This window comes from Pandoraea sp. E26, from assembly GCF_000681415.1.
Classification (GTDB): domain Bacteria; phylum Pseudomonadota; class Gammaproteobacteria; order Burkholderiales; family Burkholderiaceae; genus Pandoraea; species Pandoraea pnomenusa.
In genome coordinates, this window is the sequence record NZ_AYXJ01000030.1 from 117,132 (window position 1) to 129,377 (window position 12,246).

General features: G+C 64.7%; 14 protein-coding genes. 7 read left to right on the top strand and 7 right to left on the bottom strand.

Annotation, left to right across the window (positions count from 1 at the left end; translation table 11 throughout):
- Positions 1-316: 316 nt before the first annotated feature.
- The 5 genes from W930_RS0119225 to W930_RS28175 all read right to left on the bottom strand — a co-directional run bounded on the left by W930_RS0119225 (position 317) and on the right by W930_RS28175 (position 4,106).
- Positions 317-772: a cytochrome c family protein gene (locus W930_RS0119225; RefSeq protein ID WP_330220680.1), complete on the bottom strand. Its 456-nt coding sequence runs from the start codon at positions 770-772 to the stop codon at positions 317-319.
- 275 nt (positions 773-1,047) lie between these two features.
- On the bottom strand, positions 1,048-1,791 hold the full coding sequence (locus W930_RS0119230; protein ID WP_048806724.1) for a transporter substrate-binding domain-containing protein: 744 nt from the start codon (positions 1,789-1,791) through the stop codon (positions 1,048-1,050).
- 122 nt (positions 1,792-1,913) lie between these two features.
- On the bottom strand, positions 1,914-2,642 hold the full coding sequence (locus tag W930_RS0119235) for an amino acid ABC transporter ATP-binding protein (protein WP_023594477.1): 729 nt from the start codon (positions 2,640-2,642) through the stop codon (positions 1,914-1,916).
- The gene (locus W930_RS0119240) at positions 2,626-3,279 is read right to left on the bottom strand and encodes an amino acid ABC transporter permease (RefSeq protein WP_023594478.1); all 654 of its coding nucleotides are present in this window, start codon (positions 3,277-3,279) and stop codon (positions 2,626-2,628) included. Before W930_RS0119240 ends, W930_RS0119235 begins: the two co-directional genes overlap by 17 nt.
- Positions 3,276-4,106: an amino acid ABC transporter permease gene (locus tag W930_RS28175; protein ID WP_023594479.1), complete on the bottom strand. Its 831-nt coding sequence runs from the start codon at positions 4,104-4,106 to the stop codon at positions 3,276-3,278. Before W930_RS28175 ends, W930_RS0119240 begins: the two co-directional genes overlap by 4 nt.
- A 452-nt stretch (positions 4,107-4,558) precedes the next feature.
- Here W930_RS28175 and W930_RS0119250 point away from each other — a divergent pair, with 452 nt between their 5' ends.
- From W930_RS0119250 to ubiA, 6 genes are all read left to right on the top strand, one after another.
- Positions 4,559-5,020 (top strand): Lrp/AsnC family transcriptional regulator, encoded by a 462-nt coding sequence (locus tag W930_RS0119250; RefSeq protein WP_023594480.1) that lies wholly within the window; start codon positions 4,559-4,561, stop codon positions 5,018-5,020.
- Between the two features lie 218 nt (positions 5,021-5,238).
- Complete coding sequence (locus W930_RS0119255) at positions 5,239-5,862, top strand: iron transporter (RefSeq protein WP_023872164.1); 624 nt, start codon at positions 5,239-5,241, stop codon at positions 5,860-5,862.
- Between the two features lie 63 nt (positions 5,863-5,925).
- The gene (locus tag W930_RS0119260) at positions 5,926-6,282 is read left to right on the top strand and encodes a cupredoxin domain-containing protein (RefSeq protein ID WP_023594482.1); all 357 of its coding nucleotides are present in this window, start codon (positions 5,926-5,928) and stop codon (positions 6,280-6,282) included.
- Between the two features lie 56 nt (positions 6,283-6,338).
- A complete protein-coding gene (locus W930_RS0119265; RefSeq protein WP_023594483.1) occupies positions 6,339-7,175 on the top strand; it encodes an FTR1 family protein in 837 nt (278 codons plus the stop codon).
- Between the two features lie 208 nt (positions 7,176-7,383).
- Positions 7,384-8,727: a 4Fe-4S binding protein gene (locus W930_RS0119270; RefSeq protein WP_024788595.1), complete on the top strand. Its 1,344-nt coding sequence runs from the start codon at positions 7,384-7,386 to the stop codon at positions 8,725-8,727.
- Positions 8,728-8,820: 93 nt separating this feature from the next.
- Positions 8,821-9,693, top strand: a complete 873-nt coding sequence (gene ubiA, locus W930_RS0119275; protein WP_023872162.1) for a 4-hydroxybenzoate octaprenyltransferase — start codon at positions 8,821-8,823, stop codon at positions 9,691-9,693.
- Between the two features lie 155 nt (positions 9,694-9,848).
- Here ubiA and proC read toward each other — a convergent pair whose 3' ends face one another.
- Positions 9,849-10,661, bottom strand: coding sequence for a pyrroline-5-carboxylate reductase (gene proC / locus W930_RS0119280; RefSeq protein WP_023594486.1), 813 nt, complete (start codon positions 10,659-10,661; stop codon positions 9,849-9,851).
- Positions 10,662-10,779: 118 nt separating this feature from the next.
- Positions 10,780-11,493: a YggS family pyridoxal phosphate-dependent enzyme gene (locus W930_RS0119285; RefSeq protein WP_023872161.1), complete on the bottom strand. Its 714-nt coding sequence runs from the start codon at positions 11,491-11,493 to the stop codon at positions 10,780-10,782.
- Between the two features lie 225 nt (positions 11,494-11,718).
- Here W930_RS0119285 and W930_RS0119290 point away from each other — a divergent pair, with 225 nt between their 5' ends.
- Entirely contained in the window at positions 11,719-12,216 is a 498-nt protein-coding gene (locus tag W930_RS0119290) for a glutathione peroxidase (protein ID WP_024788594.1), read from the top strand.
- Positions 12,217-12,246 lie beyond the last annotated feature (30 nt).

A 12,246-nucleotide genomic window follows, 5' to 3' on the forward strand; every position in this document is an offset into this window, starting at 1 on the left:
TTTGTCTTCGGTCCGGTGCGTTGCGTCGCCGGCTCACTGGAACATGGGGGAGGCGGCCGAGAGCAGTCCGAGTACGTACATGGCGCCTTCGGCGAGAACGGGAAGCAGCGGCATGGCGATTCTCCTTGAGTTCGGCTTTGCGCGTGATTGCGTGAGCCGTTGAACGCAGTATCGCGCTGATGCCTGCGCGCCGAAACTGCGATTTATACGACTCGGGAGATCGACCGGATGGGGGCTTTCGTGTCCCGACACGGTCGCCTGAAGACCGATACCACGATACGCTGTCGTCGTCGCTGGGTTTCGCCCCCGCGAAATATCACTTGAACGTGCGCAGATAGGCAATGAGGTCGGCAACCTTGCGTTCGTTGCCGATGCCCCAGAAGCGCATCCTGGTCCCTGGCACGGTCTTGCCCGGGTTGGCGATGAATGCGGCGAGCGTCTTGTCATCCCACACGATCCCCGACTGTTTCATCTCCTTCGAGTAGTCGAAGTCCGCCAGACTGCCGGCGCGCCGGTTGACCACGCCGTTGAGTTGCGGTCCGAACCCGGACGCCGCCATCGGTCCGATCGAATGGCACGACGCACACCGGGCACCGAACAGCGCCTTGCCCGCCTCGACGTCGCCGGCCGCTCGCGCAGTCGCCGGGATGACCGCGAGGGACGCGAGGGACGCGAGGGCCGCGAGCGCGCCAGCCAGCATGCCGCAACCACGGCGAACACGCGTCAGACGGGGGCGCAGGCGCAGGGTCGGGAGTGCGGTTCGGGCGGTCATCATGAGGTGCGGAAAAAGCGGCGTGAAAGACAATCCGCTAAGTTACGCCTTTCCCGGTTGCGCGGCCAGCGAATCTCAATTCGCGCGGTGCGACATCCTGTCGCGACCGTCGATTGTCGCCGAGGCCGGACTCGCCTACCCACGCATCCCCCCGTCCGACCTGTCATGAAAAACGCCAGCGCGCCCTCGAGGCGTCGCTGGCGTTGCGCGTCGAACATCGACGAGGTTCGATTCCGGTGGGCGCGGCCGGAATGGCGTGCCCTCGGATCATTCGATCAGGCGGCTCCCTTGATCACGCTCTCCGGCAGGTCGCGGCCGTGATACTTCTTGTAGATCGCGTTGAGCTTGCCGTTCTTCAGGTTGGTCTTCACCCAGTTGTTGATCCATGCCTTGAGCGCCGGCTGGTTCTTGTTGAGCGCGATGCCCAGATCGAATTCCTTCTGCGCGAACTTGAGTTCGAGCTGCTTCTCGGGCGCGCGCTTTTGCATCTCGCCAAGGTTCGACGGCGTGCTGGAGAAGATGTCGACCTGACCCGTGACCATCGACGTGATCAGCGTCGCATCGTCCTCGTAGCGCACGATTTGCGCGCCCTTGGCGTTCTGCGTCGTGAGGGTGTCGTTGACGGTCGCGCGCGTGAGACCGATGCGCTTGCCGTTCAGATCGTCATAGCCCTTGATGACGATATTCTTCGGGCCGCCCACGATGATGGAAATGACGGCGTAGGGAATCGAAAAGTCGATCACCTGTGCGCGTTCGGGCGTGATCGAGAGATCGGCCACCACGATGTCGGCCCGGTTCGCCTGCAACGTGGGCACGCGCGCCGCGTTGGTAACCGACACGATATCGAGCTTCACGCCCAGATCCTGCGCCAGCAACTTGGCGGTGTCGACGTCCGAGCCGGCCGGCTGGAGATTCGCGTCGGCGAACGAGTACAGGGGCGTGCCCATGGCGATCGCCACCCGGATCTTCCCGGCTTTCCGGATGTCGTCGAGCTGATCGGCCAGCGCGGCGTGCGCCATGGCACCGAGCAGGACGGCGGCACATGCCTGCGTGGCAAACGTCTTGAACGACTTGAGCTTCATGCAAGGGTCTCCTTCGTTGGATGTGTTGTGTTGCAATGCGGGCGACGGCGCGCCCAGGGTTACAGGCCGTTGGCGAGAAACGCCCGCAACTCGGGCGTTTGCGGATCGTCGATCATCTCGCCTGGACCGACTTCCCACACCTTGCCCTGATGCATGTAGATGATCTGGTCCGCCACCCGCTTCGCGAATGCCATTTCGTGGGTGACGAGCAGCATCGTCATGCCGTCGGCGGCGAGGTCTTCCATCACACGCAGCACCTCGCCGGTGAGTTGCGGATCGAGCGCGGATGTCACTTCATCGAACAGCATGACCTTCGGCGACATGGCGAGCGAACGCGCGATCGCCACGCGTTGCTGCTGGCCACCCGAAAGTTGCTCGGGATAGCTCTCGGCCTTGTCGGAGAGGCCAACCTGAGCGAGTACACGCCGCGCGACGTCTTCGGCCTCGCTTCGTGTCATGCGCTTGACGTGACGCAGCGCGAGCATGATGTTCTCGCGCACGCTCAGATGCGGAAACAGGTTGTAGCTCTGGAATACGATGCCGACCTCGCGGCGCAACTGATGCAGATCGACTTTCGGGTCTTCCACGCGGATGCCGCACACTTCGATCGAGCCGTCGTCGATGGTCTCGAGCCGGTCGATGCACCGCAAGGCCGTGCTCTTGCCCGAGCCGCTCGCACCGATGATCGCGACCATCTGGCCGCGCTCCACTTCGAACGACACGCCCTTGAGGACCGGGTTGTCGCCGAAGCGCTTGTGAATCTGGTTGACCTTAACGATTGCCGACATTGAGCCTGTCCTCCAGGGCGGCGCTCCAGCGCGAGAGCGGGTAGCACAGTACGAAATAAAACACTCCCACGAGCGAGAACACGAGGAAGGGCTGGAAAATCGAGTTGTTGATGATCTGCCCGGCGCGGGTGAGCTCGACGAAGCCGATCACGGAAGCGAGCGACGTCATCTTGATGATCTGCACCAGAAAGCCGATGGTCGGCGGCAGCGACAGCCGCACCGCCTGCGGAATGATGATCAGGCGCAGCGTCTGCCAGCGTGAGAACGACAGGCACTCGGCCGCCTCCCACTGCGCGCGCGGCATCGCCTCCACGCAGCCACGCCAGATGTCGCCGAGATATGCACTCGTGTAGACCATCAGCGCCAGCGCGGCGGCCACGATCGCGGGCAGTTCGAAGCCGTACACCGACAACCCGAAATACACGATGAAGAGCAGGATGAGCAGCGGAATGCCCTGGATCGCCTCGATGAAGATTTGCGAGGGAAGACGCAGCCAGCGGCGCGGCGAGATGCGCGCGAGCATCACCAGAAAGCCGCCCGCGCTGCCGAGCACGAAGGCAATGAGCGAGAGCACCAGCGTCCAGCCGATCGACTGCACGAGATACAGGAAGTAGGTCCACGAGAAGTTGCCGATCATGAGGCGCTCCGTTGTGCGGCGTTGCCGGTCGACGCATCCGCCATGCCGCCCGTCCCCACCGTGCCCGCGGCGCCCGGCGCGTTGCCGTTGCCGTTGCCCGCGCGTACCGCCGCGGCCCGACGGCGCGCAGCCTGCGCGGTTTGCGCCGCGGCGCGTCTGACCGTGCGCCGGCGCCGGAAGAAGTATTCGCCTGCCGCCCACGCCAGGAGCTTTACGAGCAGGGAAAGCACGAGGTAGAGCGCGGCGACCACGATGTAGGTCTCGAGGGACCGAAACGTATCGGACTGCACCGTGTTGGCCACTGCCGTGAGTTCCTCGGCCGAAATCTGCGAGGCCATCGCGGAAGCCTGCATCATCAGGATGAACTGCGTGGTGAGGGCCGGATAGACCTTCTCGATGGACGGCTGCAGCATGACATGCCATGCGATACGCCACTTCGACAGGCCGAGACACTCGGCCGCTTCGATCTGTCCGCGTGGCACCGACTCGAGCCCCGCGCGAATGATTTCCGCCGCGTAGGCGCCGATGTTGATCACCATGGCAATGACGGCGGCGGCGAATGTCGGCATGTGCACGCCCACGCTGGCCAGGCCGAAGTACAGCAGGAAGATCTGGACGAGGAACGGCGTGTTGCGCACCGCTTCGATATAGATCGCGCACAAACGCGCGAGCCAGCGATGACGACCGCGCTTCGCGAAGGCGACCAGCGTGCCGAGCGCCGTGCCGATGACGACTGCCAGCGCCGTCATCCTCAACGTCAGCCATGCGCCTTCAAGAAAGACCGGCCAGTACGGCACCAGCGGGGCGAAATTCAACGAGAAATGCATGGCTGACGCTTGTCTCCGGTGACGTTCGGGGCCGACGCGCCAGGCGGCACTGACGCGCCAGCCTTCCGCGTCGACCATGGTGAGTCTTTCTTGTACGTCGTCATATAAGTGATGTGATTTTGCGCAGCGCGTCGTGGCGTTGTCAATAGCGCGGCCTTGGGGGGATACCCTCGCTATCACCTTGATGGAACAAGGGTTAAAGGGGGCGGGGGTGGGGGCGGGCCGGCGCAAGGGCGCAGTGCGGCTTGCGTGAGGCGGCTTCAATGACGGGTTGATGTCGGGGGGTGTCTGCCTTGTCATCGTATGTCTTGCCGCGCGATCGCGGGCGCCCCCACTGCGGGCTGCCGGTTCTATAATCGCGCTTTGCCGCCGCCGGGCGGGTGTGTGCGGACTCGAGGCACACGACGCGATGCCATCCGGCGGCCTCCAACCCTTTGCGAAGGCGCAGCCTGATGACTCTTTCCGCCAAAGCGCTCGATGAACTCGACCGTAATCTGCTTGCGCTTCTGCGGGTGAACGCGCGCGAGAGCACGGCCAATCTGGCGCGGCGCCTGGGCGTGGCCCGCACGACCGTCGTGGCGCGCATCGGCAGGCTCGAGCAGGCGGGTGTCATCGCGGGGTACACGGTGCGCCTCGGGCAGGATGCCGCCGATGGCGGATTGCAGGCCTGCGTCGGCATCAGCGTGCAACCGCGCTCGGGCCGGGACGTCCTGCGGCGTCTGAACAAGATGCCCGAAATCCACCTGCTGTGCACCGTCAGCGGGGAGTTCGACTACGTTGCCTGGCTGCACGCGGCGTCGGCCGACCAACTCGACGCGCTGCTCGACACCATCGGCGAAATCGATGGCGTGACACGCACCACGACCTCGGTCGTGCTCGCCCGCAAGATCGACCGGGGCGGTGTGCTGCCCTAAGCGTTCCCCGCGCAGCGTCGACGCCCGTAATTTCTCGTAATCCGTCGCTAAGAATCGCGTGCCAATCGCGCGTCGGCCCCGCCGGTGCTCGCGCCTGGCGATCCTGTCACCGGGTTCCCCAAATTTGTCCGCCACGCTCCGGTTTGTCTGGTTGTGGCGATGGTGCTAAACTTATTGAGAATTGTTTGCATTAACTTCTTCATCAAACTGGAGTGCGTATGCGCGTGAAATCCCTCGTGGCGGCGATGTTGCTCGCCGGTGCGGCCACCATGGCTTCGGCCGCCGAGTTTCCGATCGGCAAACCGCTGAATGCGGGAGGCATGGAAATCAACACGGTGTATCTCCAGCCGATCACCATGGAGCCGGCCGGCATGATGCGCGACGCGGCGAAGTCGGACATCCACCTCGAGGCCGACATTCACGCGATCAAGAACAACCCGAACGGCTACGCCGAGGGCGACTGGATTCCGGGTCTGGAGATCACGTACAAGCTGCAGAAGATGAAGTCCGACGGCAAGACGCCGGACGGCGCGGCCATTGATGGCCTCATGATGCCGATGGTGGCGAGCGATGGTCCGCACTACGGCGATAACGTGAAGCTGGCCGGCGTGGGCAAGTACAAGCTGACGATGGTGGTGAACGCGCCGGGCACGCTGCAGGAATTCGGTTGCAAGATGGGGAGCGCACCCGCGGCGGGCGCCCACGCCGCGCATGGCGGCATGGGCCCATGGTGTTTCGGTCGTCACGTCGACAAGGAAACCGGCGTGGGGCCGTGGTTCAAGCCGATCACGAAGGAAGTCGATTTCACTTTCTCGGGTATCGGCAAGAAGGGTGGCTACTAAGCCGGCATAACCTGGATGCAGCGTTGGCCTGAGGTCAGCGCTGTTTTCGTTTGGAGCACAAGGATGAATCAGCGCATCGCGCGCCTGCTGGCCACGATGGCGGCCGTGGGGGCCACCATGTTCGCACTGGGCGGCACGTCGCTCGCGCGTGCCGACGAGTTGCCCACCTTCAAGCTGGAAATGAACAACGGCAAGCTCAATCCGGCGCGCATCGAGGTGCCGGCCGGCAAGCGCATCAAGATCGAGGTGCACAACACCGGCACGAACGCCGTGGAGTTCGAAAGCCTGCAACTGCGCAAGGAAAAGGTGCTCGCACCGGGCGCGCAGTCGTTCGTGGTGATTGCGCCGCTGCAACCGGGCGAATACAAGTTTTTCGACGATTTCCACCAGCAGGCGCAAGGCGTGATCGTCGCCAAGTAAGCGCTGCGGGCATCGTTTCAGTCACACGGTAGGACACGCATCACAAGAGGAATCAGATGGGTCAGGTCATGTTCATCGTCTGGCGCGAAAGCGTCGAGGCACTGCTGGTCGTCGGCATTCTCCATGCCTGGCTGGCCAACCCGGATCACGGCGCCAAGCGCGGCTTGCCGTATCTGTGGGCTGGCGTCGTACTTGGTATTGCCGCCGCCGTGGGCCTTGGCGCCGCGCTGGTGGGCTTCACCGAGGTGCTCTCCGGCGACGCCCAGGATTACTTCCAGACCGCCATGGTGCTCATCGCCTGCGTGCTGATCGTGCAGATGGTGTTCTGGATGAAGCGCCACGGGCGAACGCTCAAACGCGACATGGAGTCATCGCTGCAGAAAAACCAGGACCAGGGCACCTGGTGGGGCGTGCTCGTGCTCGTGGCGCTGGCCATTGCCCGCGAAGGCAGCGAGACGGCGATCTTCCTCTATGGCATCGGGTTCGGTCAGCAGGGCAGCGTATCGGCGTCGATGTGGCTGGCCGTGCTCGTGGGATTCGGACTGGCGCTCGTCACCTTCTGGCTGCTGCAACTGGGTGGGAAGATTTTCTCGTGGCGTCTGTTCTTCCGCGTGACGGAAATCATGTTGCTGTTCCTCGCGGCCGGTCTGCTGGAGGCCGGTCTGGACCGCCTCATTTCGCTGGAGTTTGTGCCGACGCTGGTCGACCAGTTGTGGGATACTTCCGCGCTTCTGGACGACGCCAGCCCGTTCGGTAGCCTCGTGGCCACGCTGACCGGCTATCGTGCGCATCCGTCCGGCATGAATCTGTTGGTGTATGCGCTGTACTGGCTGTTCATCTGGGCGTTGCTCAAGCGTGCCGGAGCGCCGGCCAAGCAGGTCAAGCCCGCATAAGCGGGCGGGTGCAACGGGCGGCGCGGTGTCGCCCGGCGCACCGCAACGGTCCGAGTCCCGGACCGTTCACAAGAGTCCGGACAGACGCGCACATCGACGCCCGCACAGCGCGTTCGTCAGCCCGGCAAGGTTGTTCCCCCGACGCAAGAGTTTGAGCATGAGTATCGCCATCCCTGTCCCGAACCGACTGGCCCGTCTGGGCCTCTGGATGCAACGCCACGGCAAATTGATACGCGGCGTGCAGTGGGGCGTCGTGCTCGTCTATGCCTTCCTCATCTGCGTGCCGGTCGTGCTGCCGTTGCCCGACGAGACCGCGCATATCCTCAACAATCTCACGGTGTTCGCGCAGTTCACGTTCTGGGGGATCTGGTGGCCGTTCGTGCTCATCAGCATGGTGCTCATGGGCCGGGTCTGGTGCGGTGTGCTGTGCCCCGAAGGCACGCTCTCCGAATTTGCGAGCCGTCACGGTCGCGGACGCGCGATTCCGCGTTGGATGCGATGGGGCGGCTGGCCCTTCGTGGCGTTTGCCGGTACCACGCTGTACGGTCAGATGGTGAGCGTCTACCAATACCCGAAGGCGGTGCTGCTGGTACTTGGCGGCTCGACCATCGGCGCGATGGTCATCGGTTATTTCTACGGTCGCGACAAACGGGTGTGGTGCAAGTATCTCTGCCCGGTCAACGGCGTGTTCTCGCTGCTCGCGCGCCTCGCGCCGTTTCACTTCAAGGTCAACGAGGACGCCTGGCGCCAGTCGTATCACACCAACGGCCACAAGATCATCCCGATCAATTGCGCGCCGATCGTGCCGCTGCGCAACATGAAGGGCGGTGCGCAGTGCCACATGTGCGGCCGCTGCGCCGGTCATCGCGACGCCATCGCGCTCACGAGCCGCTCGCCGAGCGAGGAGATCGTGACGTTCGGTGCGACGGAGAACAACAGCGTCTGGGACAGCGTGCTGGTCATGTACGGCCTGCTCGGCGTGGCCATCGGCGCATTCCACTGGACGGTCAATCCGTGGTTCGTCGCGACCAAGACCGCGCTGGCCACGTGGCTCATCGATCGCAACATCATGTGGCCGTTCGAGACCAACGCGCCGTGGTTCGTCTTCACCAACTACCCGGAACAGAGCGACGTCTTCACATGGCTCGACGGCGGCATGGTCGTCACGTACATCCTCGGCAACGGCCTGGTGCTGGGGCTGGCGTTCACGGCCATCTTCGTGCTGGCCAATCGTGCGATGGGGCCGTGGCGCACCGCGCGCTTCAATCATCTGGTGCAGTCGCTCATTCCGATTGCCGGGGCCGGCGTCTTCATCGGTCTGTCGGCCACGACGGTCAGCCTGCTGCGCGCCGAACACCTGCCGGTGTACTGGGCGAACGACGTGCGCGCCGCGATTCTCGCCGCGACCACGCTCTGGAGCCTCTGGCTGGGCTGGCGCGTCACCGGACGGCATGCCGTCTCGCTCGTGCGGCGCCTGGCCGGCATGGCCGGGATCGTCGCGGCGCTCGCGCTGATCAACTGGCTCTGGCTGCTGATGTTCTGGATCTGGTGACGGCTCCGGCGCGGCACGGGCCCGGCCTCGATTGGCGAGCCCGCACCGCGTGGCCTACAATGTCGCCACAAGTCTTTCTGTGTGACGCCGCCCATGTTGCTCGCTCAACGCCTTCCGCTGTATTTCCGCCTCGTTCGCCTGGACAAGCCGATCGGCACGGTGCTCCTGCTGTGGCCGACGCTCTCGGCGCTGTGGATCGCGTCCAACGGCCATCCCGACCCGTGGCTCCTCGTCATCTTCACGCTCGGCACCTTTCTGATGCGCTCGGCGGGCTGCGCCATCAACGATTATGCGGATCGCGACTTCGACAAGTTCGTCAAGCGCACGAAGGAGCGCCCGATCACCTCGGGACGCATTCGCGCCTGGGAGGCGGTGGCGGTGGCGGCCACGCTCGCGCTCGCGAGCTTCCTGCTGATTCTGCCGCTCAATGCCCTGACCAAGTGGCTCTCGATCCCGGCGCTGTTCGTGGCCGGCACGTATCCGTTCACGAAGCGCTTTCTGGCGATTCCGCAGGCTTACCTCGGCGTGGCATTCGGCTTCGGCATTCCGATGGCCTTTGCCGCGGTGCAGGACCAGGTGCCGGTGCTGGCCTGGGTGCTGCTGCTCTCGAACGTGTTCTGGTCGGTGGCCTACGACACCGAATATGCGATGGTCGACCGCGACGACGACCTGAAGATCGGCATCAAGACGTCGGCGATCACGTTTGGCCGCTTCGATGTGCTGGCCATCATGCTCTGCTACGCGGTCGCCCTCGGCATTCAGGCGGGCGTGGGTGTGTTGCTCGGCTTCGGCTGGCCGTTCTGGCTCGGCATGGCCGTGGCGGTGAGCTTCGCCATCTATCACTACTTCCTGATTCGCGGTCGCGAGCGCATGCCCTGCTTCGCTGCGTTTCGCCACAACAACTGGCTCGGTGCCGTCGTGTTCGCGGGCATCGCCGGTCACTATCTGCTCACCGCACAAGGCTGATCCCCCCGGTCCGTGCCGACCTCTGAATGACGCTCGCCCCCGGATCGCGAACGCGAATCCGGGGGCGAGGCGTGCAGTACGGCGTCAGCGGGTTCGGTCGACGGACCGGCGCCAGCCATTATCTGCCATCGATCATCGAGAGGGCGCGCGATCGATCAGGCGTCGCCGAGTTCGTCACCCAGTTCGCGCGCGCGCGTATTTGCGGCGCTCACGCCGCGCACGATGGCGGCCTTGATGTTGTCGCGCTCGAACGAACTCAACGCGGCGAAGGTGGTGCCGCCCTTGGACGTCACACGCTCACGCAACACGCTCGCCGGTTCGCTCGATTGTGCGGCCAGTTGCGACGCGCCGGTAAACGTGGCGATGGCGAGCTGGCGTCCCTGCTCGGGCGTGAAGCCGAGTTCGCGCGCCGCTTGCTCCAGCGCTTCGATGAAATAGAACACGTAGGCCGGGCCGCTGCCCGAGATGGCGGTCACGCCGTCGAGCTGGCTTTCCTTGTCGACCCAGACGATCTGCCCGGCCGCGCCCAGCACGCTTTCCGCGCGCTTGCGCTGGTCCGAGTCCACGCCGGAGAGCGCGGCCAGACCGGTGATGCCCATGCCGATGAGCGCCGGCGTGTTCGGCATGCAGCGCACGATCTGGTTGTGTCCGCCGAGCCAGCGGGCGAGGTCCGAGGCGCGAATGCCGGCGGCGATACTGATGACGAGTTGGCCGTTCAGATGCGGCTGGAGGGCCTGTGCCACATCTTTGAGCACTTGCGGTTTGACGGCCAGCACAAGCGTGTCGTAATCACGCAGGCGGTCGCTCGAAGCGCTGGCCGTTTCGATCCCGTATTGCTTGACCAGACCCTCGCGGGTCGATTCGTTGACGTCGATCGCGAGAATGTCGCGCGGGGCCGTGCCGCGCTTGACGAGTCCGCCGATCAGGGCGTTGGCCATATTGCCGCCGCCGATGAATGCAATTCTCATAACCATCCTTTGCGTTGCGTGTATGCGTGGATCTTGCCGCGGCCCGGGGCATCGCCCGTGTCGCTGTAACTTCAGGGGGCGACCGGCATCGCGAGGCGCCCGCCGTCGAGTGCCGCGATCAGGCCTTGGGGCCGTAATTGCGCGCACCGAAAATCGCTGTACCGATGCGCACCATTGTCGCACCTTCGGCAATGGCCGCCTCGAGGTCGCCCGACATGCCCATCGAGAGTGTGTCGAGGGGCAGGCCCCCGGCGCAGAGCGCGTCGAACAATTCGCGCACCGCCCTGAATGGGGCGCGCTGGCGGGCCGGATCGTCCTCCGGTTCGGGAATCGCCATCAGGCCGCGCAACCGCAGGTTCGGCAAGGCGGCAATGGCGCGCGCCACGGCGGGAACGTCGCCCGGTGCGACCCCGCTCTTGCTCGCTTCGCCGCTGATGTTGACCTGAAGGCAGACCTGCAACGGCGCCATGCCGGTCGGTCGTTGCGCGCTCAGGCGTTCGGCGATCTTCAGGCGGTCCACGGAATGCACCCAGTCGAAATGCTCGGCCACCGGCCGGGTCTTGTTGCTTTGCAGCGGTCCGATGAAGTGCCACTCCAGCCGCTCGCCGTCGACTCTCTCGCCGGCCAGCGCGGCGATCTTGTCGAGCGACTCCTGCACATAGTTCTCGCCGAACGCCCGTTGCCCGGCGGCCGAGGCCTCGCGCACGGCGTCGGCGCCGAACGTCTTGGACACTGCCAGCAAGCGCACGCTGTTCGCCGGTCGGCCAGCATCGGCGGTGGCTCGGGCGATTCGGGAAAGCACGTCGTGGAGATGTGCGGCAATGGTCGACATGAGGCGGGTTCGGGCGTGGCTGAGGCGATGACGTAAGCGCGGAGCGCGACTGGTCAACGATTATAGCTGTGCCGGCGCCCGAGGTGCTACCCGGTCAAAATCGAGGTGCTACCCGCGAGGCCGGGTACGGTGCGGAGCGCCGAATGGCGCGGCTTGTGGCAGACTGCGCGGAGCCGGCATCCACCGGCGTCCGCGGGTATCCGCCAGCATCGACAGGGAGCAGAGATGAGCGCGACTTCGCAGCAGGTGTACGACTTTTCGGTCCAGACGCTGTCCGGCGAGACGGTCAGTCTCGCGCAATATCGCGGCAAGGTGCTGCTCATCGTCAACACGGCCAGCGAATGCGGGTTCACGCCGCAATACGCCGGATTGCAGGCGTTGTACGAAGCGCTCGCGCCGCGCGGCTTCGAAGTACTCGCGTTTCCGTGCAACCAGTTCGGCAAGCAGGAGCCCGGTGACGCCCAGGCGATTCGCAGCTTCTGCGATCTGCGCTTTCACATCACGTTTCCGATGTTCGCCAAGATCGACGTGAAGGGGCCGGATGCCGCCCCCCTGTACCGCTTTCTCACTCAGGAGAAGCCCGGCGTGCTCGGCACGAAGGCCATCAAGTGGAATTTCACGAAGTTTCTTGTCGACCCGCGGGGGAACGTGGTGGCGCGCTACGCGCCGAGCGCGAAACCCGAGACCCTGCGCGCCGATATCGAGCGGCTGCTGGCCGTCTGAACGTTTGCATCGCGCTCTCGTCTCGCCTCC